This window comes from Saccharopolyspora sp. NPDC049426 (assembly GCF_040676935.1).
Taxonomy (GTDB): Bacteria; Actinomycetota; Actinomycetes; order Mycobacteriales; family Pseudonocardiaceae; genus Saccharopolyspora.
In genome coordinates, this window is sequence record NZ_JBFAPZ010000004.1 from 201,700 (window position 1) to 227,412 (window position 25,713).

Genomic DNA, 25,713 nt, shown 5'->3' on the forward strand with positions numbered 1-25,713 from the left:
GGCGCGGCTCACCCGACGATGAACCCGAATGGAATAGTTGCGTAACGAAACGATTCGATGTGATCCGGAAACCGCCCCGGTGGTGCGACCATGCGGAAAGGCGAGCGATTCTGGAGGACGTTGCAGTGCCACTACCCGTCGAGGTCGGGATCGGTACCCGCACCAGGATCGGCTACTCGTTCGGCTCGCTGGTCACAGGCTCGTTCTCTACCGTGCCCGGTCTGCTCCTTCTGCCGTACCTGACCGACACCTTGGCCGTTCCCAGCGCGGTCGCCGGGGCCATCGTGCTGCTGCCGAAGGTGTGGGACGTGGTGTTCAACCCGATCGCCGGGAGGCTCTCGGACGCGAGCCTGGTGCGCCACGGCAGCCGACGACCGTTCCTGCTCTTCGGCGGACTGGCCGTCGCAGTGCTGTTCGCGTGCATCTTCGCCCACCCCGGCTTCGGTGACACCGCGCTGGACGCCGGCTACGTGATGGTCGTGTACCTGCTGTGCGCCACCGCGTTCGGGCTGTTCCAGGTTCCCTTCAACGCGCTGCCCGCCGAACTCACCGCCTCCTGCGGCGAGCGCACGCGGCTCACCAGCTGGCGGATGGGATTCCTGGCGGTGGCGGTGCTGCTGGCCGGAGGCGGCGCGCCGGGCATCGCCAACGGCATCGGGGGCGTGGCCGGCTACCGGGTGATGGGTGTGGTGATCGGGCTGGTCATTCTGCTCGGGGCGGTGCTGATGGTCCTGGGCATCCGCGACGCGCCGGTCGGCAGGCGACGCCCCGGCGCGCAGGGGTGGCGCGATCTGGTGAGCACGATGCGGCGGTGGCGTTCGTTCCGCCGCTTGGTGCTGGCTTATTCGGTGCAGGCTCTCGGGCTGGCGACGCTGCTGGCCGGGGTCAGCTACGCGTCCCGGTACGTCTTCGGCGATCCGGCGGTGCAGACGTGGCTGTTCGTCGGGTTCGTCCTCCCGGCCCTGGTGACGATGCCGCTGTGGCCGAGGATCGGCGAGCGCCAGGGCAAGCTGTGGGGATTCCGCGCCGCCTGCATCACCTTCGGCGTGGCCTGCGCCGGGTTGTGCGCGGCACTGGTGCTTCCGGTGGGCGTGTCGTTCGTGTTCGTCGCGCTCGCCGGAGTCGGCTACGCGGGCATCCAGGTGTTCCCGCTGGCGATCATGCCGGACCTCATCACCGCCGAGGAAGAACGGACCGGCGAGACCCGCGCGGGCGTGGCAGCTGGTGTGTGGACCGGCGCGGAGACCTTGGGCATGGCCCTCGGCCCGGGGCTTTTCGGGCTGGTGCTCGGAATCGGCGGATACGTGTCCGGTGTGGACGGATCCGTGCCGCAACCGGGCAGCGCGGTGACCGCGATCGTGCTCGGATTCTCGCTGCTGCCGGGCGCGCTGGTGCTGCTGGGACTGCCGCTGCTGCGGCGTGACGTGCTGGAGGGACGATGAGGTCCGCCGACGAAGTCCTCGCCGAGCTGCGCGCGCTTCGCGCCGCCGACGTCCCCACCCACGGCGGGCGCACCCTGGCCTACGTCTACGACAGCGGGCTCGACGGGCTCGATGAGCTCGCGGCCGCGGCGCACGCGCTGGCCTCCAGCGCCAACGGCCTGGACCCGACCGCGTTCCCCAGCCTGCTGCGCATGGAGAACGACCTGGTCGGCGCCGCGTCCCGGCTGCTGGGCGGCACGCAGCGCACGGTCGGCTCGGTGACCTCGGGTGGCACCGAGTCCTGCGTGCTCGCGGTCCTGGCGGCCCGCGAGGGAAACCCCGGCGTCACCGAGCCGAACGTGGTGCTTCCCTCCACCGCGCACGCCGCGTTCCACAAGGCCGCGCACCTGTTCCGGGTCCGTCCCGTGGTGGTGCCGGTCGATCCGACGTCCTTCCGGGCCGACCCGTCGTCGATGGCCGAGGCCATCGACGAGAACACGGTGCTCGTGGTCGCCAGCGCTCCGTCGTACGCGCACGGCGTCCTGGACCCGGTTGCCGAGATCGCCGCGGCCGCAGCCGCGCGCGGAGTGCGGATGCACGTCGACGCCTGCATCGGGGGCTGGGTGCTGCCCCACTTCCGGCGCCTGGGCAAGGCGGTGCCCGAGTTCGGCTTCGCGGTCGAGGGCGTCACCAGCGTGTCGGTCGACCTGCACAAGTACGCGTACTGCCCGAAGGGCACCTCGGTGCTGCTGCACGCCGACGCCGAACTGCGCCGAGGTCACTTCTTCGCCGGGGCCGGGTGGCCCGGGTACACGATGCTGAACTCGACGCTGCAGTCCACGCGTTCCGGCGGCCCGCTGGCCGCGGCCTGGGCGGTGCTGCAGCACCTCGGCGACGACGGGTACCTCGCGCTCGCGCAGGCGTCGCTCGACGCGGTGGAGAAGGTGCGGGCGGAGATCGCAGCCGTCGACGGCGTGCGGCTGCTCGCCGAACCCGACTCCACGCTGCTCGCGCTGACCACCGACGACGGGATCGACCTGTTCACCGTCGCCGACGAGATGAGGACTCGCGGCTGGTACGTGCAACCGCAGTTCGCCCACGAGAACTCGCCCGCGAACCTCCACCTGACGATCACGGCGGCCAACCGGGGCGGCGAGGCCGAATTCGGCGCCGCTCTGCGGGAGTCGGTCGCCGACGCCCGGGCCGCGGGTCCGGTGGAGGTCGACGAGAGCATCGCGGCGTTCCTCGCCGACCTCAACCCGGACGCGCTCTCGCAGGAGGAGTTCGGCGCACTGCTCGCCGCAGCGGGCATGGGTGGTGGGGCGGCCCTGCCCGAACGCATGGCCGAGATCAACGCGATGCTCGCGCTCGCGCGCCCGAAGCTGCGAGAACGCCTCCTGCAGGAGTTCCTCGGCCTGCTCTACCGCCCGTCCTAGTGCTCGAAGTGCGCCCGGCGGAGGTGCTCGACGATCAGGTCGTAGGTCGCGCGCGCCAGGTCGTCACCGCCTCCGAGCTGGTCGTATCCGTGATCGACACCGGGGAGGTCGCGGTGTTCGCGCAGCACCCCGGCGCGACGCAACGCCTCGGCGTAGCGCAGCCCCTCGGCGTTGAGCAGGTCGAGCTCGGTGGTGATCAGCAGCGCCGGTGCTGTGCCCGCCAGATCCGCGCCGTTGTCGCCGTGGGCGGGTGAGGCCAGCGGGTCGAGGCCGAGCGCCTTGTCGGGCAGGTAGGAGTTGTGGAACACCGCGGACATCCACGGTTTCAGGAACGGCGGCTCGGTGCGGTTGCGGGCGCTGAGCTTCTCCTCCGTCGAGGTCACCAGGTCCAGCGCCGGGTAGTGCAGCACCTGCAGGGCCAGGTGCGGGCCACCGGCGTCGCGTGCCTGCCGGGCCACCGCGGTGGCCAGCGAACCACCCGCACTCGCCCCGCCGACGCTGAGCCGCTGCGGATCGACGCCGAGTTCTCCGGCGTGCTCGGCCGCCCAGCGCGTCACCTCGAAGCACGCCTTCGGCGGGATCGGGAACGGGTGCTGCGGCGCGACCGGGTAGTCGACGTTGAGCACCGCGACCCCGGCGTGGGCCGCGAGGTAGCGGCACAGCGGATCGTCCTGCTCGGGATAGCGGATGATGAATCCGCCGCCGTGCAGGTTGATGTGCAGCGGTGGGGCGTCGCCGCTCGGCGGCAGGTACAGCGTCGCGGGCACCACGCCGTAGGGGGTGGGAACCTCGATCCGGCGGGTCGCGCACGCGATGTCGGGGAATCGGCGCTGGCGGCGGAGGTGCGGGGCCAGCGACGTGGCGCGCTGGATCAGCGTGGCGGCGACGCGCGTGACGAGGGGATGGCTGAGCACGGGCATGGCGATCACGGTAGTCACCTGTCCTGCGCGAGGGGAGTGGTCACCACCGGCTCGCCGGATTCGCGGTGTTGTTGTCGGTGTCGCGATCACCTGAGTAACGTCGAGGCGGGGGCACGATGTCCAGGGGGATGCGCACGTGAACATCGACGACGCCGGCCTGACGCTCGCCGACCCGACCGCCTACGCCGACGATCAGCGGCTGCACGCCGCGTTGAGCGCGCTGCGGCGCGAAGATCCGGTGCACCGGGTCGACCCGCTGCCCGAGGTCAACCCGTTCTGGGCCGTGACCAGGCACGCCGACGTGCTCGAGGTCGAGCGGCAGCACGAGACCTTCATCAACGAGCCGCGACCGATCCTGGTGAGCGCGGCGCAGGACCGCTACACCGCCGAGCACGGCCGGATGCTGCGCACCCTGGTCCACATCGACGACCCCGAGCACAAGGCGATGCGGTCGGTCGTGGCCGACTGGTTCCGGCCCCGAGCCCTGCGCGAGATCGAGGTCGACGTCCGGCGCCTGGCCAAGCGCTCCGTGGACAAGATGGCCGAACTGGGCGGTGAGTGCGACTTCGCCCAGCAGATCGCCGTCGACTACCCGCTCTACGTGATCCTCTCGCTGCTGGGCCTGCCGGAGTCGGACTTCCCCCGGATCCTGCAGCTGACGCAGGAGCTGTTCGGCAGCGACGACGCCGAGCTGCGGCGCGGCCGCTCACCGGAAGAGCTGCTGCAGGTCCTGCTGGACTTCTTCGACTACTTCAACCGCATCACCGCTGACCGGCGCGCCAACCCGACCGGCGACCTGGCTTCGACGATCGCCAACGCGCGCATCGACGGAGAGCACCTCTCGGAGGCCGACGCGGCCTCGCAGTACGTCCTCATCGCCACCGCGGGGCACGACACCACCAGCTCCACGATCGCCGGCGGCTTGCAGGCGCTGGTGGCCCACCCGGGCGAGATGAAGCGGCTGCGACGGGATCCGGAGCTGATCCCCTCCGCGGTCGAGGAGATGATCCGCTGGGTCACGCCGGTCAAGGAGTTCATGCGCACGGCGACGACCGACTACGAGCTGGGTGGCAAGCGCATCGAGGCGGGTGAGTCGCTGCTGCTGTGCTATCCCTCGGCGAACCGGGACGAGGCGGTGTTCGACGACCCGTTCCGGTTCGACGTGGGCCGTGATCCGAACCGCCACTTGTCGTTCGGCTTCGGCGCGCACGTCTGCCTGGGCGCGACGCTGGCCCGGATGGAGGCGCGGGCGTTCTTCGCCGAACTGGTTCCTCGCCTGCAGTGGGTGGAGGCTGCGGGGGAACCGGAGTGGAGCGACACCACGTTCGTCGGCGGGCTCAAGCACCTGCCTCTGCGCTACCGCATCACGTGAGTCCGCGCAGGGTGGCAGGTGTGGCGCGCGTGGCCGGATACTGTCATCGGGACGCGTGGCGGCGGCCCCCGCGTTGCGCTGCCCGAGGTGATCACTCTGAGTAGCGAGATGGTGTGAAGTGTTGGCACAGCAAGGTTTTTGATCTGAATGCCGTCCCGTGAACTGCCGTAGTTTTCGGGGCCATGACCCCGAAGACAACGCTGTCCGTAGTCGCAGCCGCCCTGTTGATCGGTGCCGGGATGAGCACCGCGGCGGTGTCCATGGCCGCCCAACCGGAACCCCCGGCGCAGGACGAGGTCGTGGCGATGGTCAACAAGGCCCGGGCCGGGGCGGGGTGCGCCCCGCTCACCGTCGACGGCCGGCTGACCAAGGCCGCCACCGAGCACAGCGCCGACATGGCCCGCCGAGGCTACTTCAGCCACACCACGCCCGACGGCGTCACCTTCGACGAGCGGGTGCGGGCCGCCGGTTACCCCACGCCCGGTGCCGAGAACATCGCCCGCGGCCACACCAGCGCGGACGAGGTCGTCGACGGCTGGCTGAAATCGCGCGGCCACCGCAAGAACATCATGAACTGCGCGCTGCGCACCATCGGAGTCGGCGTCGATCACGACGGCAACTACTGGACCCAGGACTTCGGCCGCTAGCGCCTGTGCGAGCAGCCGGTGATCTCCACGGCCAGCTCTGCCACTGCGAGCAGGTTGCGGACGAAGCGCTGTCGTGGCCTCCGGTGGTGGGATCTGCTGCAGCACGGCGGGTTTGGTCCGGGTGACGGGCGCTCCAGCAGCCGAACCGGGACGAGCCGTTCAGAGTTCGTGGGGCGTGGGGCGGTTTCCCGTGACCACTCCGACGATCACGTACCTGTCGGTTCGGCTGTGCGGTGGCCGGTGCCGGGCGAGCCAGACGGATTCGTCGACGCGCGGTGCGCCGTGCGGGTGCGGGGTCAGGTCCAGCACCAGCAGCTGCCCGAACGGCACGTTCGTGCCGCCGTACTCCGCGGCTTGCGGCACGTGCTCGGCCTCGATGCGGCCGCGCGAGGAGTCGCGGAGCTCGCGCTTGATCTCGGTGACGTAGCGCAGCGATCCGAAGGTGGTGGTCACGTCCGCCCGGCCCATCGCCAGGTCGGTGGCCTCCACCGCCACCAGGCCACCGAGCTGCCCGGTCGCCAGCCACTGGTGGTAGTCGCGCTGCAGGTCCGACTCGCGCGGACGTCGTTCGCCCTCGCGCAGCGGACGCCGGTAGTCGGCCTCCCCGCGGCCCCAGGTCGTCGACGTCAGGTCCGCGCGGCTGAACAGGAAGCGCAGGGTCTGCTCCAGCAGCATCCCGAACGTGGCCCGGACCCGGCCGGTGAACTCCGGGGAGTCGGCGAGCTCTCCCAGCAGCCTCTCCAGCAGCGGGTCGAGGACGGGGTGCGCGGTGCGGGAGCGCGCGATCTCGCTGCTGTGCACCACTCCGTCCAGCAGCCGCAGATCGTCGTCGCACAGGCCTGCGGTCAGCCCGGTCGCGTGGCGTTCCCCGAGCACGCGCACCAGCGCGGGTGCGAGACTGTGGGCGCGGGAGGCCGCAGCATGGCCGTCCTCGTCCTCATCCACGTCCGGCGGGGTCCGGGTGGCGTGCGGCAGGTCCGGGCGGCGATCGGCCCCGGTGCTCTCGATGCGGTCCAGCAGCAGCTGCACCGTGCGCGGCGGCAGCGGCGGGTTCTCGGTGGCCGAAGCCTCCACGACGGTGCGGCGCAGCGCCGCGAGCCGGCTCTGGCTGCGCACGATCGCGTTCTCGATGGTCGGCTCGATCACCACCGCCAAGCCGGGTGCGGTGCGCGCTCCGGGGAGCGGTTGCAGCGACCGGACCTGGGTGTAGGCGTCGAGCACGGCACCGAGGGCCTCCCAGACGTCCATCCAGATCGTCTCGGCCAGCCGCGCCGCCGCCGCGCGCAACAGCAGCACGAGCCGCCGCCACGCGGGCTCGGCGGCGTGCCGAGGTCGCAGCCACCGCGGTTGGTGAGTGCCGCGCAACCAGGCAGAACGCTGGTCCAGCGCGGTGGTGAGCCGATCCGCGGCGTCGGCCAGTCGGTCCTGGTCCTGGGCCGCGAACGCCAGGATCGCGTCGCACGCGGCCGCGTAGGCGCGGGCGTCGTGGCGCGCCTGCTCCGCGGCGTCGACCGTGGCGAACCGCGACCGGGCCGCCGTCAGCGATTCGAGCACGGCGGGCATCTCGGTGGCGGTCAACGCCGTTTGCAGGTCGTCGCAGGCCAGCTCGAACGCCGCGTCGATCGCGGCGGCCTCGTCGTGGCGCAGCCGGTCGAGCGCTTCGCGCAGCGGCGTGGTGATCGCGGGTTCGCCGACCCAGCGGTCCATGGCCGCACCCAGCAGCCGGGGCAGAGTCTCGGTGAACTCCTCCGGCGACGTCGGTGCGAACCCGGTGAGCCTGCCCAGCACCGTGAACGGCGAGACGGCGTCGGCGATCGCCAACCGGACGGCCCCTTCCAGCCGGCTCGCCGCGATCAGCGGATCGCGCTCGACGACCGGGCCGAGATCGTGCAGCAGCGCGTCGTGCAACCGGACGCCGTGCGCCTGGACCACGTCCGGTCCGGCCAGCAGTTCGTCGATGGTCGAGGCCAGCGCCAGCAGGCTGCGCTGCGCCGGGAGACCGTCGATGAACTCCGCCAACGTCCCGCGCCAGCCGGGGGCACCGCGGCCCGCGGCGGCCGTCAAAGCCCTGGCCAGAACCGGGGCCTGCGGTCCAGCCGCCACCGCCCCCGGTGGTCGTTGCGGGCTCACCGGCGCCGATCCGGCGCGGGAGCGCCGGTGGGGTTGTCGCCGCTCCGCGGCCGGGGCGGCACGGTGAGCTCTGCGACCAGCTCGGCCAGCGCGACCTCGGCACCGCGCAACCTCCCCAGCGCCGCGGTCTCCGCCGCCTCGCTGGAGGCCAGCCGCAGCCGTGCGGCGATCTCCGGTTCCGCGGCCTCCGACGCCGTGGCCGACAGGTCGCTGGTGCAGACCGCGCACCGGTGGTCCTCGCGCTCCTCGCGACGCCGCTGCTCGGAGATCGGGGTGTCGCAGCGGGGGCACGAATGCGGTTCCAAGCCGTGGAAGAGCACCCGCGCGACATCCCTCTCGGCGCTGTCGTTGAGCGAACGCTCGTCGGCCTGCCTGCGGTTGCGGGCCGACCGGTGCAGCTGGTCGAGCCGGTCCCACTTGCGTTCCGCCTCGGTGATCCGGCGCCGCAGGTCCGGGGTCGGCGAGTTGCCGCCGGAGGCGAGCAGGCGGGCCACGGCCTGAGCGGGCATCCCGGTGATCGTCGAGAGTCGTTCGTGCATCGGCGAAGGTTGGGTGCTCATCGTCAAAACCCCCTACGCGGCTCGCAGTTCCGCGCGAAGCCGGGCGAGCCGGTCGCGGACCCGCTCGGCGATGGTGGCGATGGGTGCGCCGCGTCGCGTGCTGGCGTACTCGGCTTGCAGGTACTGGCGGTTGCGTAGTTCGTTGCCGCCGCGCCCGTCGGCGAGGTCGAGCACCAGCGTCACGCGGTCGACGTAGTAGCGGAAGACCGGTGCTCGGGCGATGATCGTGCGGGCAACCCGCCTGCCTCGTTCCAGCAGGTAGTAGTCGTGCCGCCTGGTGTGCCCGACCCGGCCGCGTCGGCGGCGCACGATCAGGCCGGCGCTGCGCAGCACCGCCAGCGCGTCGTCGAGCGGTTCGTAGGCGCCGAAGTGGTGGCGCAGCATCGGATACCGGCGCACTTCGGGTTCTTCGGAATCGAGGATCCGGCCCGCCAGTTCGAGCAGGTGCCCGTCCGCGGTCCGCTCGTACTCGTTGAGCAGTTCGTCGGCGAGAAAATCAGGGCTGCGAAGCCAGAAATCGAGCTTCTGCAACCTCGTCTGCCCGGTCACCACACCGACCGCGTCGGCCAGCGCCGGGTCCGGGACCGGGAAGGACAGCTGTTCGGCGGCACCGTCGATCAGCAGCAGCAACCGCACCGCATCCTGTTCCCGGCTCGTCACGGGCGAGTCAAACGTCTCGTCTGGCTGGTCACCCTCAACGTTGCGCACGTTCACCGAGCGTGCGGTCCGGTAGAATGGTTGAGCTGTACTGCGAACCAATGGGAAGTGTCGTTTTCGGAACCAATCGGTGCTCCGAATTCGTGACGTGCGACGACGCAACCCGAATGCATCAATCCCCAGGCTTGTCGCCATCCGATCAGCGCAACGTCGCAACGTTGTGAGCACGACCCGTGCGTGCACGCTATCGAGACCCGATGACCGGCGCAAGCGGTTCTTGACACCGCGAATGCGGTGGGTGTGAATGTTCCCGGGGACCGGGCAAGGGCGCGACGGGGAGCTGATCAGGTGAAGCAGTCCGGATCGACGACGCTGGCGAACCTGGACCTCAACCTGCTCGTGTTCCTGCGCGAACTGCTGCGCGCCCGCAACGTCACCCGGGCCGCCGAGAACATCGGCGTCACCCAGCCCACCGCCAGCGCCGCGCTGGCGAGGCTGCGCAGGCACTTCGACGACGAGCTGCTGGTGCGCAAGCGCGGCGGCTACGTCCTGTCGCCCCTGGCGGTGGAGCTCGACGCGCAGATCGAGCCGCTGTGCGAGGCCACCGAGCGGCTGTTCACCACCGCGCCCTTCGACCCGGCCAGCACCCAGCGCGAGTACAGCCTGCTGATGCCCGACTACGTCCTGGAAGCCGTCGGCGAACCGATCTCGCGGGCGCTGCACCACCAGGCACCGGGCGCGAAGCTGCACATCATGCTCGTCACCGGCCGCCTGCCGACCGACCTGGTGGAGACGCTGCGGCTGATGGACGGCTTGGCCTCCACGCCCAACGCGCGCCTGCGGGTGTCGGGGATGCGCTGCACCGAACTGTTCCGGGACCGCTGGGTGTGCGTCGTGGACGCCGCCACCGTTCCCGCGGGATGGCGCGCGCTGCCGGCCGCGGAGCTGCGCCGACGTCCCTGGGTCGTCCCGCACCACCCCGGCCGCGAATACCCCTCGACCGCGCCGCTGGCTCCGCTGATGGCCTCGTTGCAGCTGGTCCCGGACGTGGCGGTGCGGGTGGACAGCTACCGCGCCACCCCCTACTTCGTGGGCGGCACCGAGCGGGTCGCAGTGGTGCAGGAAAGGCTCGCCCGGCGCCTCGGCGACCGGACCGACCTGCGCATCCTCGACTGCCCCGGCGAGCCCGAACCCATCGTGGAAACCCTGTGGTGGCACGAGAAGCACGAGACCGACCCCGGTCACCGGTGGATGCGCGAGACGGTGCGCGAAGCGGTGCGCGCCACCCCGGTATAGAACGCCTCGATGCCGCGCATCCCGATTTTCAGTTTCCGTTGGCAGCGCGGAACTTCCTACCGTCGGAGCATGAGAATCGTGGTGGCCAGGCTCGACGAGTTCCCGCCCGGCTCGCGCAAGGTCGTCGAGGCCGGACGCCGCTCGATCGGCGTCTTCCGGGTCGGGGACCGGTTCTACGCGCTGAACAACCACTGCCCGCACATGGGCGGCCCGCTGTGCGTCGGCCACACCAAGCCCTGGGTGGTCTCCAGCCAACCCGGCGAGTTCGCGATGCGGGGGGAGGACGCGCTCATTGCCTGCCCCTGGCACGGCTGGGAGTACGAGCTGGCCACCGGCCAGTCCTTCCTCGGCCCCGGCGAACCACCCGTGCGCACCTACGAGGTGCGCCTGGAAACCGCCGACGAACCAGCCGAACCCAAGAACGGCCGGATGCCCGGCCCCTACGTCGCCGAGACGTTCCCGGTCAGTGTCGAGGACGCCTACGTCGTGGTCGACACCAGCCCTCGGAGGTGAACGATGACCAGCACCGTCGCTTCGCAGAGCACGGCCCGCAACCGCGCGGCCCGCACGCTCGTCGACTCCGACATCCACCCGCAGGCGCTGCCGCGCGACATCCTGCCCAGGCTCGATGCCCGCAACCGGCGCCGCTTCGAGATGTTCGGCAGCCGCGTACCCGGACCGCCGGAGATCTACCCCAGGGTCAGCAACGGCGGCTACCGCCTCGACGCCTGGCCGGACGGCGGATTCCCCGGCAACGACCTCTCCCTGATGCAGCAGCAGCTGCTCGACGAGTTCGACATCGACCACGGGGTGCTCATCCCGCTGCAATCGCACAGCTGGGGCGTGGAGGCCCGCGAGTTCGCCGACGCGCTGTGCCGCGCCCTCAACGACTGGATCGTCGAGGAATGGCTCGATCCCGAACCGAGGCTGCGCAGCTCCATCGCCGTCCCGCTGGAATCGCCGGACCTCGCCGCCGAGGAGATCCGCAGGCGCGCGGGCGACCCCAGGTTCGTGCAGGTGCTGCTGTCGACCGGGGGCGAAGCGCTGTTCGGTCGCCGCCGCTACTGGCCGATCTACGCCGCGGCCGTCGAGGCCGGCCTGCCGATCGCCGCGCACACCGGTGGCCTGGAGCAGCACCGAGGTCCGGGCTGGCCGTCGTTCTACCTGGAAGAGCACGTCTGGAACGGCAACACGATGTCCGCGCTGATCACGAGCATGATCTGCGAGGGCGTGTTCGAGGAGTTCCCGACGCTGAAGGTGATCTGCGTCGAAGGCGGCATCGCCTGGCTCGGACCGCTGATGTGGGCGATGGACGAAGCCTGGACGATGCTCCGCGAGGACGTCCCGCACCTGAGCAGACCGCCCTCGGAGCACATCCGCGAGCACTTCTGGTTCACCACGCAGCCCATCGAGGAACCGGCCGATCCCGCCCACCTGGCGACCGCGCTGCGGCACGTCGACATGAACGACCGCATCATGTTCGCCTCCGACTACCCGCACTGGGACTTCGACTCGCCGCGGATGGCTCCCCGGCTGCTGCCCGCGGCGATCCGCGAGCAGGTGATGGGGGACAACGCGTGCCGGCTGTTCGGCCTTCCGCAACGAGCTCAGGAGGCTCGATGAGCGCCCCCGCCCGCACGGCGGTGATCGACACCGACGTGCACTGCGCCCCGGCCGGTTTCGCCGACCTGGAGCCCTACCTGGACGACTACTGGCGCGGCTACCTGCGCGACGGCAGTCAGCGCATCAACCACGCCCAGGGCGGCGCCTACCCGCCGCTGGCCCCGACCACGGCGGCCCCGGCCGCGCGGGAAGCCGGATCCGTTCCGCCGCACGAGGTCTCCGCACTGCGCGCCCAGCTGGACGCGGGAACGGCGATCCTCAACTGCACCACGTCGTTCGGCTGCAACCGCAACCCCTACTACGAGACCGCGCTGACCCGCGCCATCAACGACTGGCTCATCGAGCGCTGGCTCGCCGCCGACGGAGGGCTGCGCGCCAGCATGGTCGTGCCGACGCTGCACACCGAGGCCGCCGTCGCCGAGATCGAGCGCATCGGCGACCACCCGGGCATCGTGCAGGTGCTGCTGCCGGTGCGCGGCGACCAGCCGTGGGGCAACGTCCGCCACCGGCCGCTGCTGCGCGCCGCGGCCGACAAGGGGCTGGTGGTGGGGCTGCACGCGTGGGGGAGGGTCGGCAACGCCATGACCTCCAGCGGGTTCACCCACACCTACCTGGAGGACTACCTCGGCAACTCGCAGAGCGTCGTCCAGGCCCAGCTGGTCAGCCTGCTCGCCGAAGGCGTGTTCGCGCAGCTGCCGGATCTGCGGGTCGCGCTGCTGGAGTGCGGGTTCTCGTGGCTGCCGACGCTGCTGTGGCGCTTCGACAAGGACTGGAAGGGCGTCTGGCGGGAGGTTCCGTGGATCAACCGCCGGTCGGGTGAGGTGATCGCCGACCACGTCCGGCTGACCACCGCGCCCGCGCACCTGCCGCGGGATCCCGTCCAGGTCCGCGAAGCCCTCGACCTGCTGGGCCCGGCGGAGCTGCTGATGCACGCCACGGACCATCCGCACGACCACGGCAGCGGTGGAGAACGCCTCCTGGCGGCGCTGACCGACACCGAGCGCGAGGCGGTGCTGCGCGGCAACGCGGCGCAGTGGTACGGAATCACGTGATGCTCGACGACTTCCGGCCGCACGACCTGCCCACGCCTTCCGGTGCCACGATCCGCGCCCGGGTCGGCGGAGCGGGCCCGCCGGTGCTGCTGCTGCACGGGTGGCCGCAGACCTCGGCGATGTGGCACCGCGTCGCACCCGGGCTGGCCCGCACCCGCACGGTCGTGCTGGCCGACCTGCCCGGCTACGGCGACAGCACCGCCGCCCCGGACGCCGAGGTCGCCTCGTTCGGCAAGCGCGCCATGGCCGCGGACCTCGTCGCGGTGATGGCGGCGCTGGGCCACGAGTCCTTCGCGGTCGTCGGCCATGACAGGGGAGCCCGTTGCGCCTACCGCATGACCCTCGACCACCCGGACGTCGTGACCGCTGTGGCGGTGCTCGACGTCCTGCCCACCGCTGAGGTCTTCGCCCGCGTCGACGCGGCCTTCGCGCTCGGAGCGTGGCACTGGTTCTTCCTCGCCCAGCCCGAGATCCCGGAACGCCTCATCGGCGCCGACCCGGACGCCTTCTTCACCGGATTCCTCCGGCCCGCCGAGGCCTTCGCCGCCGAGGCGCTGGAGAGCTACCGCGCGGCGTGGCGCCGACCCGAGGTCGTGCACGCCATGTGCCAGGACTACCGGGCGGGCGCGAGAATCGACGTCGCCGATGACGAGGACGACCGGGGCGCGACCATCGACTGCCCGGCACTCCTGCTGTGGGGGCGCAGCGGTCCGCTCGGTCGTGACCCGGACCCGCTCGCGGTCTGGCGGAGCCGGGCACCGCAGGTGTCGGGCCGCCGGCTGGACTGCGGCCACCACCTCGCGGAGGAGGCGCCCGAGGAGACCCTCGGCGAGCTCACCCGATTCCTCAGTTCACGCAGGGAATTCCCGCCGCGCTGATCGGTGCCTCCGACGGTTCCTGCTGACGCGCGGTCCCGTCCAGCGCCATCGCGCCGCCGGAGGAGAAGCGCGGGGCGGCCGGCCCGTCGTAGTCCGAGCCGATGATCACCTGGACGCGACCGGAGGACAACGACGAACTGGCCTCCGTCGGCATCGCGCCCATCAGCGAGGCGACCTCCTGCGCGGCCGCTTCCGAGCCCGAGCCGTAGCGGATCACCGACGAGCTGCGCTTGCTGGTGTTGCCGACCGTGCCGACGTCGATACCTTGGGTCTTGAGCTGGTCCTGGACCTTCGAGGCCAGACCGGAGGTGCTGGTCCCGTTGAGCACGTCCACCCGCGCGGCCGCGGCTTGCTGGGAAGCCGAGGTCGGTGGCGGTTCCGGAGTCGGCGAGGCCGGGGCGCTCGGCGGCACGGACGCCGCGCGGACGGCCGCCTTGACCGCGCGCGGATCGATCTTGAGGGCCTCGCCGTCGGGCGTGTCGTAGGCGGCGTCCTCGATCGGGATCGTGTCGAACTTGATGGCACCGCCGGCCAGCCCGCGCAGCCGCTCGGCGAACGACAGCACGTCGGTGTCGTCACCCAGGTCGAGCACGACCGAGTCCTGCACCGAGTTGATCAGCTCCCGCAGCTTGTTCGGGTTGGCCAGCACGCCGCCGGACAGGGCGGTCTGGGTGAGCCCGGCGAGGAAGGCCTGCTGCCGCACCACGCGGTCGAGGTCGCCGCGCGGCAGGCCGTGGCGCTGCCGCACGAACGCCAGGGCCGCCGGGCCGGCGATGGTCTGCTGGCCGGCTTGGAAGTCCGCACCGGAGTAGGTGTCGCTGGTGGCCGAGTTCAGGCACACCGGAACGCCGCCGACCGACTCGGTGATCTTGGCGAAGCCCAGCAGGTTGACCTCGGCGTAGTGGTCGATGGAGGAGCCGGTGAGGTTCTCCACGGTGCGCAGCAGCGTCTTGCGGCCGGCCTCGTTGCCGGCGCGGTCCAGCGCCGCCGGGTCGGTCACGCCGCTCTGCTGCTGACTGGCGATCTCGGTTTCCTTGCCGCGCCCGTACGCCGAGTTGATCTTGTGGTTCCCCTGTCCGGGGATCGACACGTAGGAGTCGCGGGGGAAGGAGAAGCCGACCGCGCTGGTCCCGTCGTTGGGGATGTGCAGCATGATGACCGTGTCGGTCAGCGACGCGTCGTTGGATCCCGCGTGCAGCTCGCGCAGCACCTCCTCGGGCAGCGGATTGCCGTGCGCGTCGGTGCGGCTGTCCATCCCCACCAGCAGGATGTCCACGGCACCGTCCGCACCGCCGCCGTCGGCGACGTCGCTGGTGGCCAGGCCGTTGAGCAGGTGCCGGTAGTTGCTCCAGCCGTAGCCGGTGACCAGCAGGATCACCAGCGACATGATCGTGGCGACGACCCGAGGACCGATCGGCTTGCGGCGCCGACGCGGCGGGAGCGGTCTGGCCGGCTGCCGCCCCCTGGGGCGCCGGGGCGGGACCGGATTCCTGTCGTGTGGCCGTGGCAAGGTTCCTCCGTCGGGTGCGCCACTCTCGGCGCTCGAGCGACTACTCCAGGATTACATCCTGAAACCGCCGTCCGGGCCTGTTGTGATCACCCGATGGCGGCTTATTTCGCCACGGATAGTGATGTTTCCGGCTCAGTCCTCGGTGTCCCCGACGCCCGGGACGTCGGGCAGATCGCTGTACCTGACCCGGTAGACCTGCAGCGAGGTGTCGTAGTACTTCGTGGTCTCGCCCGCCCAGTCCATGCCGATGCGCTGCGCGGTGGCGATCGCGCGCGTGTTGTCCGGCCGGGCCAGCGCGAAGATCTCGTCGATGTCGAAGGTGAACGCCCAGTGCAGCAGGGCGATCGCGGCCTCGGTGGCGTAGCCGTGCCCCCACTCGTCGGGCCGCAGCTGCCAGGTCAGTTCGAGGTCGTGGTCGTAGGGCGGCAGCATGCGCAGCACCAGTCCGCCCACGACCTGGGAGTCCTCGCGGCGGTGCATCGCGAAGCGGCCCGTCGGTGGCACGAGGTTGGGCTGCGACTCGATCCAGGAGTGCACCACGGCGCGCATCGCGGCCAGGTCGGCGACGTTGGAGATCACCGGGGTCAGCCATTCGGTGACCTCGGGGCGGCCGTAGAGGTCCAGCGCGGCCTGCACGTCGGCGTCGTCGGCGGTCCAGTCCCGGACCACGAGCCGTTCGGTGGTCAGCGGAAGTTGCATCGTCTGCCCTCGCCTTCCGCGCAACCGGCGGAACTCGCCGGATCGGGTGATGGGGGAAGCCACCTCGGATTCTATCCGCCCAGCGCACACCCCATACACCCGTTACTGACACCTATCCCTTCAGTGCCGACCGAAATCAATGCTGAGGCGAACAAGAAGAACCCGGCCCCGACGCGCAGAGGGCCGGATTTCAGTGGAAATCCGGTGTCGGGCTTCAGTGGAAATCGGAAGGTGGGTGACCACCACGCGTCTGGACGGTGCTGTCCCTGGAAGACCCCGGTAATGCGCGTACCGCACCTTCGTGGTGAGGGGAGTGGGGATTAGGGCCAGTCGAGGTTTCGGAGGGAGTGGAAGTGGCGGTGTTCGCCGGTTCTGGGGTCGGTGAACTCCAGGGAGCGGGCCAGGAGTCGGAGGGGATCGGTGAAGTCGTTCGGGGACTTCGCGCGGACCTCGGGGTAGAGGTCGTCGCCGACGATCGGCAGGCCCAGGGAGTTGAGGTGGACGCGGAGCTGGTGGGTGCGTCCGGTGCGGGGGTGCAGGCGGTAGCGGGCGAGGCCGTCGCGGCGTTCGAGGAGTTCGACGCGGGTTTCGGCGTTCGGGGTGCCCGGTTCCTCGACGGCGGCCAGCACGCCTCGGTGCTTGATGATCCGGCTGCGGACGGTGCGGGGCAGCGTCAGGTCCGGGTCGTAGCCGGCGATGGCCTCGTAGGTCTTGTCCACCCGCCGGTCGTGGAAGAGGGTTTGGTACGCGCCGCGCAGCGCGGGGTCGACCACGAACAGCACCACGCCCGCCGTGGCGCGGTCCAGGCGGTGCGCGGGGGAGAGGTCCGGCAGGTCCAGCTGCCTGCGCAGGCGGATGAGCGCGGTCTCGGTGATGTGCCCGCCGCGTGGTGTGGTGGCCAGGAAGTGCGGCTTGTCCACGACCAGGATGTCCTCGTCGCGGTGCAGGATCTCCAGCTCGAACGGCACCGGGGTCTCCGGCGCCACGTCGCGGTGGAACCACACGAAACCGCCCGGCCGGTACGGGGAATCCGGTGCCAGTGGACCGTCGTGGGTGACGAACCGGCCGGCGCGCAGCATCCCGTCGATGCGGTCCGCCGCCAGCTTGGGGATCCGCTCGACGAGGAAGTCCCGGACGGTCGCCCACCGCCCGTCGGTGGGCAGGTGCAGCCGGACCGGGTCCAGGCCGTCGCGCTGGGGCAGCGGTGAGCGGAGCTTGCGGCGCATGGTCCGGCCAGCATAACCAGAGGTCACAGGTGCATCTTGAAGCCCTCGCGGGCGAGCACGTCGTCGACGAGCAGCCCGACGGTTCCGGCGAGGTCGTCGAGGGACGCCTGGCAGACCTGGTACTTCGTCGTCCCCACCAGGATCTCCTCGGGCGCGCGCCTCATCCCAGGAGCTTGGCGAAGAACCAGCCGACGCGGCTGACCTTGCGGACCTGCGGGTTGCCCTCGATGCCGTGGATCTCCCACTGCTGGCCGCACTCCGGGCACCGGTACAACCCGATCTGGGTGGGCACCTCGCACGGATGGCCGCGCCGACCTCGTCTCATGGCTCGATCTCACCACATCGGCGCTGCGCGGTGCAGTGAAAAGCACCGCTGAAACGGTGACTTTGTACCTTACGCTCCGCATCGGGGCGCCCGTAGCTTCGGCGGGGTGAACACGACACGAGGCGTTCGAATCAGTCGCGGCACTGGCAGGCCGGGTCCTGACACGCGTGGTTGAGGCCGGGCAGCGGAGGAGTCTCCACCCGGTCCCCGCGGTCGATGGTCAGCGCCGCGATCACCCCACCCGCGGCGCACATGCCCGCCGAGATGTAAAGCGCGGTCGCGAACCCGGGCCCCAGCGGTGCGCCGTCACCGGTGCCGGCCAGCCCGGCGACGACCGGCAGCACCGCCACCGCCAGCAGCCCGGCCAGGCGTGACACCGCGTTGTTGACCCCCGAGGCGACGCCGCCCCGTTCCGGCCCGACCGAGCCCAGCACGGCCGCGGTCAGCGGAGCGACGGTGATCGACAGACCCAGTCCGAACACCAGCACGCCCGGCAGCACCCCGCCCAGGTAGCTCGCACCGGCCTCGGCGCGGGTGAGCAGCCACAACCCGGCCGCGCAGGCGAACGGCCCGACCGTCATCGGCACGCGCGGGCCGGTGCGCTGCGCCAGCGCACCCACCCGGCCCGACAGCAGCAGCATGATGATCGTGATCGGCAGCGTGGCGATGCCTGTCTCCAAGGCCGTGTAGCCCATCGTTTGCTGCAGCTGCAACGACAGCAGGAACAGCGCACCGCTCAGCGCCGCGTAGACCGTCAGGGTCACCAGGTTCGCGCCGGTGAACTGCGAGGACCGCAGCAGCGACAGCGGCAGCAGCGGACTCGGGTGGCGCACTTCCAGCCACGGGAACACCACGAGCGCGGTGACTCCGACCACCGCAGCCGTGGTGGAGGCCGCGTCCCAGCCGGCGGAGGGGACCTCGATCAGCGCGAAGATCGTTCCGGCGAGCCCGACCGTGACGGCCACCGCGCCGCCGATGTCCAGGCGTCCAGTGGCGTTCGGGCCCCGCGTCTCGGGAACGTGGCGCAGCGCCAGCAGCGCGGCCGCGGCGATCGGCACGTTGATGAAGAACACCCACCGCCACGACGCGGCGTCCACGAGCCAGCCGCCCACGAATGGCCCGATCGCCGAGGACACGCCGGTCAACCCGGCCCAGCGGCCGACGGCCTCGCCGCGGTCGTCCGGGTCGATGGAGGCGTTGATCAGCGCCAGGCTGCCCGGGACCAGCAGCGCCCCGCCGACGCCCTGCACCAGCCGCGCCACGATCAGCGCTTCGCCGGTGGGGGCCAGCCCGCAGCCCAGCGAAGCGAGGGTGAACACCACCAGCCCGATCGTGAACACGCGGCGTCGGCCGTAGCGATCGCCCAGCGCACCGCCGAGCAGCAGCAGCGCGCTCAACGTGAGCAGGTAGGCGTCCAGCACCCACTGCAGGACGCGCAGTCCGCCCCCGACGTCGCGGCCGATGGCCGGCAGCGCCACGTTGACCACGGAACCGTCCAGGAACGCCACCCCGGAACCGAGGATCGTGGCCAGCAGGATCCAGCGACCGGAACCGGACCGAAGAGCGACGGCGGTGGACACGCGCCGACGATAGGCCGCTACCCGGCCGTGGGCACGGCCAGGCCCTCGGCGGGCAGCACCGAGGCGATCGCGTCGGGGGAGTAGCGCGCGAGCAGCCCGAGACCCAGCTGCGCGCGACGCACCCGTTCGCGGCCCAGCGCGACGGCGGTGGGGGTGAGGTGGCTGCCGCTGGGGTAGATGTTCGGCGCGTTGCGCAGTCCGAACTTGACGTAGACCGGGGCCGCGACGCGCACGATCTCGGCGATCTCGAAGTGCCGGACGAATCCGCCCATGTCGTCGGGCGCCTCGACGTAGATGTCCAGCGGCAGGTCCGTGGCGGCCCGGATCGCGGCCAGCTGACCGAGGCTGAGATCGGTGGGCACGTTGTAGGTGTCGGCGCCCAGGTCCTCGGCGATGCGCACGGCCGCCGGGTTCGACAGGCCCATCTGGACGCTGATCTTGAACTGCAGGTCGGTGGGCAGGTCGCCGGCCTCGCGCATCGCGGAGGCGACCTTGAGCACGCCCAGGTCGGTGACGAGCACGCTGCGGATGCCGGATTCGGCCGTGCGGCGGATGTCCTCCAGCACGTGCACCAGCTGCTCGGTGCCGCGCGCCTGCGCGGCCACCGGGGCCCCGCCCGAGGACACCGCCATCGCGCTGGTGTCCCAGCCGGCCAGCGGCCGGGCGAACAGGCTCAGCTCGACCGACCGCCCGGCGGCGGTGGAGGCCATGGCGGCGAGTTCGTCGTCGGTGAGCAGCATGCCGCCGCTGCCTTGGGAGATCCGGTGCACCAGCACGCCGCGGGCGTCGGCCTCGGCCAGCACCGCGTCGAGCACATCGGGGCCTTCGGTGCTGGGGATCTCCACCCGGTACTGGGCGCCGTCGGGGAATCTCTTGTCGCTGGTGACCGCGGTGTCGTCGGTGGGCAGACCCAGGGATCGCAGGAAGTCACGTGTCTGGCGCACCAGTGAAATCTCCGTTCGATATTCCGAACAACGTTCGTAAAATCGTATGGTCGGAATGAAGCGAAGGTCAATACGCCGTCGAAATCAGGTACGATGTTCGAAATACCGGTCAACTAGGGGTTGGCCTCGAAGCGGAAGGAGCGCCAGCGTTGGCACGAGCGGTACCGGCCGTGGAACGGGCATTCGACGTCCTCGAACTGTTCCTGGAGGCCGACGAACTCAGCGCGCCGGAGATCACCGCGCAGCTCGGGCTGCCGCGCACCACGGTGCACGAGCTGGTCGGCACGCTCAACGAGCGCGGCTATCTGATGCCCACCGGGCGCGCCACCAACAAGTACCGGCTGGGCGTGCGCAGCTTCCAGCTGGGGTCGGCCTACGCCGAGCGGCTGGACCTGGCCCGGGAGGGGCAGCTGGTCGCGGAGGAGATCGCCGAGCGCTGCCAGGAGACCGTCCACGTGGGCGTGCGCGAAGGCGCCGACGTCCTCTACGTCTCCAAGGTGGACAGCAGCCACCCGGTGCGGATGGTCTCCGCCGTCGGGCGCAGGCTCCCGGCGCACTGCACGGCGCTGGGCAAGACGCTGCTGGCGTCGCTGCCCCGCGCCGAGGTCGACGAGATCTACAGCGGCCACAAGCTCGACGCGATGACCGAGCACAGCATCACCAACCGCAAGGCGCTGCGCAAAGAGCTCGACGAGATCGCCGAGGACGGCGTGGCCCGCGAGTACTGCGAGTCCAACGAGTCCGTGGCGTGCGTGGCCGCGCCGGTGCGCGACACCAGCGGTGAGGTCGTCGCGGCCATGAGCATCTCGGTGCCGATCCTGCGCTGGAACGACGAGACTGAGGCCGCGCTGCGCGACCTCGTCCGGGACGGTGCCGCCGCGCTGTCCGAAAGGCTCGGCCACACCGCCTGACGGAGTGCGCGGAGCACGAAGCCGAGGTGGTACTCCTGCTCGCGGGAGGACCACCTCGGCTTCCGCGTCTCCGATGCGTTGCGCAGCCGAGCTGGGATCAGCGCCGGACGATGACCACCGGGCACTTCGAGTGCAGCGCGGAGCGCTGGCTCACCGATCCCAGCAGCGCGCCGTAGAAGCTGCCGTGGCCCCTGCTTCCCACGACCAGCAGGTCGGCGTCGGCGGAGGCGTCGATGAGGGCCTGCGCTGCGTGGCCGTGCACCAGCTCGCGCTCGATGGTCACCTCCGGCGTGGCCTGCTTGAACTCCGCGACGGTGTCGTCCAGGCATTGCCGGGCGGAGTCCTCGAAGTCGTCGGGCGGCATCGGACCGCCTTCCCAGGAGTAGAACGCGGGGAACTCCCAGGCGCTGATCGCGCGCACCGTGGAACCGGTGAGCTTGGCCTGTTCGAGCGCCCAGCGCATCGCGCACTTCGAGGGTTCCGATCCGTCCACGCCGACGACGATCCTGCCGTGCTCCGTCATGACGACCTCCCGCGTTGGCCCTGTCTCCATGGAAGTACGGGAGACTGATCCGCGTCCAGTCCGACGCTGTTCACGCGGCGTGTCGGCCCCGCCATCCCCGCACCGGTTAACACGAACGGGTTTAGGGGATGGGAATCCGTTGAGATCGTCGATCTCGGTCGGTTACCGATGAGGCGCATCCCCGCGCCAACCACCGACGAGGAGCGACATGACCTCCAGCCAGACCGGGCGATACCTGGTCCTGCTCGAAGACGACTCGACCATCATCGGCACCCGAGAGGTGACCCGCTTAACCGGGATCCGCTGCGCCAACACCGCCGACGCGGCGGGCGCGGCACCGGGCGAACTGTTCAGCGGTGCCGGCGGAATCGTGCTGCACCAGCTCGGCATCGCCCTGATCGACGCCGACGAGGAGCAGTTCGCCAACCTGCAGCGGGCGGCGGGTGAGACCGGCCCGATCGCCGGGATCGAGGCCGAGCGCAGAGTTTTCGCCATCGGCGAGCCGACGCCACCGCCGGAAGGCGAGTTCACCTGGGGACTTCAGGCGGTGCGCGCCGACGCCGCCGCGGCGACCGGAGCCGGAGTGCGGGTGGCCGTGCTCGACACCGGTCTGGACGAGCAGCACCCCGACTTCGCCGGCCGCGACATCGTCACCGGTGCCTTCGTCGAGGGCCAGAGCGCCCACGACGGTCACGGTCACGGCGCCCACGTCATCGGAACCGCGTGCGGACCGCGCACCTCGCAGGCCGGACCCGGCTACGGCATCGCGCACGAGGCCAGCATCTACGCGGGCAAGGTCCTCGGCGACGACGGATCGGGCTCGGACAGCGGGATCCTGTCCGGCGTCGAGTGGGCGATCTCCAACAGCTGCTCGATCGTGTCCATGTCGCTGGGCTCGCCCACCGAACCCGGTGCGCCGTACTCGGAGGCGTTCGAGCGCGTCGCGCGTCGCGCGCTGGAGCGCGGGACGCTGATCATCGCCGCCGCCGGCAACGAGAGCCAGCGCTCGGCGGGCATCATCGCCCCGGTCGGTCACCCGGCCAACTGCCCGTCGGTGATGGCGGTGGGAGCGGTGGACTCGCAGATGCAGATCGCCGACTTCTCGTGCGGCACCGTCGACCAGGTCGGGCAGGTCGACCTGGCCGCACCCGGGGTGGACGTCTACTCCAGCTGGCCCGGCGCCGAGCACTACCGCAAGCTCAGCGGCACCAGCATGGCCACCCCGCACGTCTCCGGCATCGCCGCGCTGCACGCGCAGCAGTCGCCGGATCGCGCGCGTGCGCTGTGGACGCGGTTGACGCAGTCGGCCCGCCGGTTGCCGCTTCCGGCCACCGACGTCGGCGCCGGGCTCGTGCAGGCGCCCTGACCAGGTGAGGTCGGGCGCCGTCAGCGCTCGCCGTTCAGCTCGTCCTCGATCGCCCGTGCCGCCGCCCGCGTGCAGTTGCCGAGGTCTTCGGCCGCGGCGGCGGCCTGGTCGAGCGCCACGTGCACCTCGGGCGGTTCGGAACCGCCACCGCCGCTGTCGGCCGCGAGCAGGTCGAGCTGCCGGGCCAGGCGGGCGCTGGCCGCGCTGAGGTCCAGCAGCGCATCCCGCGCCCTCGCCGCCTCCGCCGGGGTCCCCGCGATCGCGCGGGTCCCCTCGTGCAAGCGCTGACCAGCGACGGTGACCATGTCCGCGGTAGCGCTGACGTCCTGCCAACTCGTGGATCGTGCGTTCATCATCGGGCTCCCCGGTGTCGAACAGGCAGGCGGCGAATACCGGCCCGGTGCCTTGCCCGGGCAACCCTCGACTACCCGCGAAACCGGGAGGTCACGCCTCCGCGCACCGCCCGCGAGGCCAGCACCACACCGGCCGCACGCGCGGCGACCGCCCACCGGCGCGAGACGGGCACGGCGATGCGCCTGGCGAACACGTCGTAGCCGGAAGCGACCACGTGGTCGAGGATCTCCCCGTAGAGCACCGCCGCCGTGCGCACGCAGGGACGCGAGTCCGGCGCGAGCAGCCCGATCCCCGGCTCGGCGGCCCGGTAGTGCGCCCGGGTCCGCGCCACCTGGTCGGCCAGCGCGCGCCGCACCGGCCCGTCAGCGCGCCCCCGTGCGCGGCACCGCAGCAGCCGCTCCCGGTCCACGCCGAACACCGCCAACTCGTCGGCGGGGAGGTAGACCCGCCCCCGGTCCAGGTCCTCGCCGACGTCGCGCAGGAAGTTCGTCAGCTGGAACGCCACGCCCAGTGCGGCGGCGGCAGCGCGCGCCTCGGCCGGTGGACCGACCGTGCCCAGCACCGGCAGCAGCTGCAGGCCGATGACCGCGGCCGAGCCGTGGATGTAGTTCTCCAGGTCGGTGCGGGTGGGGTAGGAGGTGACGGTGAGGTCCATCCGCATCGAGGCCAGGAAGTCCTCGAACAACACCGGATCGACCTGGTGGCGCTCCACGGTGTCGACCAGCGCGGCCAACACCGGGTGCTCGCTGGTCCCCGACTTCAGCGCCGCGCGCAGCCGCTCCTCCAGCTGGTCGAGCCGTTCGGCCCGCAGCTCGGGGGAGTCCTCGCCCAGCTCGTCGACGATGTCGTCGACCCAGCGCGCGAAACCGTAGAGCGCGTGCACCGCGGGCCGCCGATCCGGCGGCAGCAGGCGGGTCGCGAGGAAGTAGGTGCGCCCGTGCTCGGCGTTGAGAGCCCTCGAGCGCAGGTAGGCGGGGCGCAGGGCGGGCGGCACGCCAGCGGAGTCGAGTTCACGGCGTGCTCCCACCGCCGACCAGGCACCCGCGTCCATGCGCTGAATCTCAGCACACCCCACCCGGCCCGGTGCCGTCGGTGGCGCTGCTCGGTGAACCCGGTCACGTGCGGGGACCGCCGGGCACGACCCGCATCCACAGCAGGTGCGCCCGGCGGCTTTTCACACGCGGAATCCCCTCTAGCTCCCGCGCGCCCGTGGGCGGAGAACCAGGCTGCCCACGTGATCGGGACCGATCTGCTGCGGGGTCATGACGCAAGATCGCGGATCTTTTTCGTCCGCGCCCGCGACCTGCGGCGTTGCTCCTGCCACCACGGGTGGGGTGGTGCTCAGGACGCCCTGCGGGACCCCTGCCCGGCTTCGGCGACGGCCTGTTCGAGCTCGGCGCGCTTCATCTTCGACCGGCCCTTGATGCCCAGCTGCTTGGCGCGGTCGTCGAGCTCGGCCTTGGTGAGCTCCGAGAGGTCCTCGGACGGCGCGGGCTTGCGGCCCTTGCGGGCCTCGTCGACGCTGCGGCGCAGCGCCTCGGTGAGGTCGATGACGTCGGTGGGCTGCGGCGGAGCCTCGGCCGCCTGCACCTCGCCGCCGCGCGCCTTCTCGGCCAGCAGCTCCTCGACCCGTTCGGTGTAGGTGTCGGAGTACTCCTCGGGCTGCCACTCGCCGCTCATCGACTCGATGATGGTGGTGGCCATCTGGATTTCCTTGTCCGTGGGCTTGGACTGCTCGGGCTGATCGCCCACCAGATCGGCCGGGTCGCGGATCTCGTCGGCGAAGTACAGCGTGTTGAGCGCCAGCACGTCGGCGTCGGCGCGCACCGCCGTGAGGTACTGCTTGCCGCGCAGCACGAACGTGGCGATCCCGGCCTGCCCGGTCTGCTCCATGGCCCGGCGCAGCAGGTTGTACGGCCGGTAGTGCTCCTTGGAGTTGGGCGCCAGCCAGTAGGTCTTCTGGAAGTGCACCGGGTCGATCTCTCCGAGATCGACGAACGTGCTGATGTCGATGGTGCGCGAACGTCCCGGCGCGATCTCGTCGAGTTCGGACTGCTCGACGGTGATGATCCCGTCGCCGTGCTCGCGCCCCTTGACGATGTCGTTGTAGCCGACCTCGTCGCCGGTGGTCTCGTTGACCCGCTTGTAGCGGATCCGGTCGGTGGTCCCGCGCTGGTACTGGTGGAACTGGATCGTGTGGTCCTCGGTCGCCGCGTACAGCCCGACCGGAATGGTCACCAGGCCGAAGTTGATCGACCCGGTCCAGATCTTGCGCGGCATGGT

Annotated in this window: 26 protein-coding genes; 11 read left to right on the forward strand and 15 right to left on the reverse strand. The window is 71.2% G+C overall.

What is annotated here, in order from left to right; genetic code table 11:
- Positions 1–125 precede the first annotated feature (125 nt).
- Both AB0J78_RS09885 and AB0J78_RS09890 read left to right on the forward strand, forming a co-directional pair.
- Positions 126–1,442, forward strand: coding sequence for an MFS transporter (locus AB0J78_RS09885; RefSeq protein WP_363788337.1), 1,317 nt, complete (start codon positions 126–128; stop codon positions 1,440–1,442).
- Positions 1,439–2,857 (forward strand): aminotransferase class V-fold PLP-dependent enzyme, encoded by a 1,419-nt coding sequence (locus AB0J78_RS09890; RefSeq protein WP_363788338.1) that lies wholly within the window; start codon positions 1,439–1,441, stop codon positions 2,855–2,857. The genes AB0J78_RS09885 and AB0J78_RS09890 overlap by 4 nt, the downstream gene beginning before the upstream one ends.
- Here the strand turns inward: AB0J78_RS09890 and AB0J78_RS09895 are convergent.
- Entirely contained in the window at positions 2,854–3,777 is a 924-nt protein-coding gene (locus tag AB0J78_RS09895; RefSeq protein WP_363788886.1) for an alpha/beta hydrolase, read from the reverse strand. The two genes, AB0J78_RS09890 and AB0J78_RS09895, sit on opposite strands and share 4 nt — an antisense overlap.
- Positions 3,778–3,913: 136 nt before the next feature.
- Here AB0J78_RS09895 and AB0J78_RS09900 point away from each other — a divergent pair, with 136 nt between their 5' ends.
- Together AB0J78_RS09900 and AB0J78_RS09905 are read left to right on the forward strand one after the other, a co-directional pair.
- On the forward strand, positions 3,914–5,149 hold the full coding sequence (locus AB0J78_RS09900; RefSeq protein ID WP_363788339.1) for a cytochrome P450: 1,236 nt from the start codon (positions 3,914–3,916) through the stop codon (positions 5,147–5,149).
- 182 nt (positions 5,150–5,331) lie between these two features.
- Positions 5,332–5,796, forward strand: a complete 465-nt coding sequence (locus AB0J78_RS09905) for a CAP domain-containing protein (RefSeq protein ID WP_363788340.1) — start codon at positions 5,332–5,334, stop codon at positions 5,794–5,796.
- Positions 5,797–5,955: 159 nt separating this feature from the next.
- Here the strand turns inward: AB0J78_RS09905 and AB0J78_RS09910 are convergent, their stop codons facing one another.
- Genes AB0J78_RS09910 through AB0J78_RS09920 form a run of 3 tightly spaced genes read right to left on the reverse strand, consistent with a single transcriptional unit; the run spans position 5,956 to position 9,194 of the window.
- Positions 5,956–7,926 (reverse strand): hypothetical protein, encoded by a 1,971-nt coding sequence (locus AB0J78_RS09910; protein WP_363788341.1) that lies wholly within the window; start codon positions 7,924–7,926, stop codon positions 5,956–5,958.
- Positions 7,923–8,465: a hypothetical protein gene (locus tag AB0J78_RS09915; RefSeq protein WP_363788342.1), complete on the reverse strand. Its 543-nt coding sequence runs from the start codon at positions 8,463–8,465 to the stop codon at positions 7,923–7,925. Before AB0J78_RS09915 ends, AB0J78_RS09910 begins: the two co-directional genes overlap by 4 nt.
- A 33-nt stretch (positions 8,466–8,498) precedes the next feature.
- Positions 8,499–9,194 carry a hypothetical protein gene (locus AB0J78_RS09920; protein ID WP_363788343.1) on the reverse strand — a complete coding sequence of 232 codons (696 nt, stop codon included), beginning with the start codon at positions 9,192–9,194 and terminating at the stop codon, positions 8,499–8,501.
- A gap of 297 nt (positions 9,195–9,491) precedes the next feature.
- On the opposite strand from AB0J78_RS09920, the gene AB0J78_RS09925 reads away from it, so the two are divergent.
- From AB0J78_RS09925 to AB0J78_RS09945, 5 genes are all read left to right on the forward strand, one after another.
- On the forward strand, positions 9,492–10,439 hold the full coding sequence (locus AB0J78_RS09925) for a LysR family transcriptional regulator (RefSeq protein WP_363788344.1): 948 nt from the start codon (positions 9,492–9,494) through the stop codon (positions 10,437–10,439).
- A 69-nt stretch (positions 10,440–10,508) separates the two neighbouring features.
- The gene (locus AB0J78_RS09930) at positions 10,509–10,952 is read left to right on the forward strand and encodes a Rieske 2Fe-2S domain-containing protein (RefSeq protein WP_363788345.1); all 444 of its coding nucleotides are present in this window, start codon (positions 10,509–10,511) and stop codon (positions 10,950–10,952) included.
- 3 nt (positions 10,953–10,955) lie between these two features.
- The gene (locus AB0J78_RS09935; RefSeq protein WP_363788346.1) at positions 10,956–12,062 is read left to right on the forward strand and encodes an amidohydrolase family protein; all 1,107 of its coding nucleotides are present in this window, start codon (positions 10,956–10,958) and stop codon (positions 12,060–12,062) included.
- A complete protein-coding gene (locus AB0J78_RS09940; protein WP_363788347.1) occupies positions 12,059–13,114 on the forward strand; it encodes an amidohydrolase family protein in 1,056 nt (351 codons plus the stop codon). The genes AB0J78_RS09935 and AB0J78_RS09940 overlap by 4 nt, the downstream gene beginning before the upstream one ends.
- Positions 13,114–13,992, forward strand: a complete 879-nt coding sequence (locus AB0J78_RS09945) for an alpha/beta hydrolase (protein ID WP_363788348.1) — start codon at positions 13,114–13,116, stop codon at positions 13,990–13,992. Before AB0J78_RS09940 ends, AB0J78_RS09945 begins: the two co-directional genes overlap by 1 nt.
- On the opposite strand, the gene AB0J78_RS09950 is transcribed toward AB0J78_RS09945, so the two are convergent.
- The 7 genes from AB0J78_RS09950 to AB0J78_RS09980 form a co-directional block, all read right to left on the reverse strand.
- Positions 13,961–15,379: an LCP family protein gene (locus tag AB0J78_RS09950; protein ID WP_363788349.1), complete on the reverse strand. Its 1,419-nt coding sequence runs from the start codon at positions 15,377–15,379 to the stop codon at positions 13,961–13,963. The genes AB0J78_RS09945 and AB0J78_RS09950 overlap by 32 nt on opposite strands.
- A 255-nt stretch (positions 15,380–15,634) precedes the next feature.
- A complete protein-coding gene (locus AB0J78_RS09955; RefSeq protein ID WP_363788350.1) occupies positions 15,635–16,201 on the reverse strand; it encodes a GNAT family N-acetyltransferase in 567 nt (188 codons plus the stop codon).
- Between the two features lie 320 nt (positions 16,202–16,521).
- Positions 16,522–17,427: an RluA family pseudouridine synthase gene (locus AB0J78_RS09960; RefSeq protein ID WP_363788351.1), complete on the reverse strand. Its 906-nt coding sequence runs from the start codon at positions 17,425–17,427 to the stop codon at positions 16,522–16,524.
- 23 nt (positions 17,428–17,450) lie between these two features.
- The gene (locus tag AB0J78_RS09965; RefSeq protein ID WP_363788352.1) at positions 17,451–17,591 is read right to left on the reverse strand and encodes a hypothetical protein; all 141 of its coding nucleotides are present in this window, start codon (positions 17,589–17,591) and stop codon (positions 17,451–17,453) included.
- Complete coding sequence (locus AB0J78_RS09970) at positions 17,588–17,752, reverse strand: hypothetical protein (RefSeq protein WP_363788353.1); 165 nt, start codon at positions 17,750–17,752, stop codon at positions 17,588–17,590. The genes AB0J78_RS09965 and AB0J78_RS09970 overlap by 4 nt, the downstream gene beginning before the upstream one ends.
- A 131-nt stretch (positions 17,753–17,883) precedes the next feature.
- Positions 17,884–19,332 (reverse strand): MFS transporter, encoded by a 1,449-nt coding sequence (locus AB0J78_RS09975; protein WP_363788354.1) that lies wholly within the window; start codon positions 19,330–19,332, stop codon positions 17,884–17,886.
- 17 nt (positions 19,333–19,349) lie between these two features.
- Positions 19,350–20,276 carry a U32 family peptidase gene (locus AB0J78_RS09980; RefSeq protein ID WP_363788355.1) on the reverse strand — a complete coding sequence of 309 codons (927 nt, stop codon included), beginning with the start codon at positions 20,274–20,276 and terminating at the stop codon, positions 19,350–19,352.
- 149 nt (positions 20,277–20,425) lie between these two features.
- On the opposite strand from AB0J78_RS09980, the gene AB0J78_RS09985 reads away from it, so the two are divergent.
- A complete protein-coding gene (locus tag AB0J78_RS09985; RefSeq protein WP_363788356.1) occupies positions 20,426–21,187 on the forward strand; it encodes an IclR family transcriptional regulator in 762 nt (253 codons plus the stop codon).
- 97 nt (positions 21,188–21,284) lie between these two features.
- Here AB0J78_RS09985 and AB0J78_RS09990 read toward each other — a convergent pair whose 3' ends face one another.
- Positions 21,285–21,710: a universal stress protein gene (locus AB0J78_RS09990; RefSeq protein WP_363788357.1), complete on the reverse strand. Its 426-nt coding sequence runs from the start codon at positions 21,708–21,710 to the stop codon at positions 21,285–21,287.
- A 208-nt stretch (positions 21,711–21,918) separates the two neighbouring features.
- Here AB0J78_RS09990 and AB0J78_RS09995 point away from each other — a divergent pair, with 208 nt between their 5' ends.
- Positions 21,919–23,076 carry a S8 family serine peptidase gene (locus tag AB0J78_RS09995; RefSeq protein WP_363788358.1) on the forward strand — a complete coding sequence of 386 codons (1,158 nt, stop codon included), beginning with the start codon at positions 21,919–21,921 and terminating at the stop codon, positions 23,074–23,076.
- Between the two features lie 20 nt (positions 23,077–23,096).
- On the opposite strand, the gene AB0J78_RS10000 is transcribed toward AB0J78_RS09995, so the two are convergent.
- The 3 genes from AB0J78_RS10000 to AB0J78_RS10010 all read right to left on the reverse strand — a co-directional run bounded on the left by AB0J78_RS10000 (position 23,097) and on the right by AB0J78_RS10010 (position 25,710).
- Positions 23,097–23,429 carry a hypothetical protein gene (locus tag AB0J78_RS10000; RefSeq protein ID WP_363788359.1) on the reverse strand — a complete coding sequence of 111 codons (333 nt, stop codon included), beginning with the start codon at positions 23,427–23,429 and terminating at the stop codon, positions 23,097–23,099.
- A 71-nt stretch (positions 23,430–23,500) separates the two neighbouring features.
- Positions 23,501–24,481, reverse strand: a complete 981-nt coding sequence (locus AB0J78_RS10005; RefSeq protein ID WP_363788361.1) for a phytoene/squalene synthase family protein — start codon at positions 24,479–24,481, stop codon at positions 23,501–23,503.
- A gap of 290 nt (positions 24,482–24,771) precedes the next feature.
- A complete protein-coding gene (locus AB0J78_RS10010; protein WP_363788362.1) occupies positions 24,772–25,710 on the reverse strand; it encodes a Ku protein in 939 nt (312 codons plus the stop codon).
- Positions 25,711–25,713 lie beyond the last annotated feature (3 nt).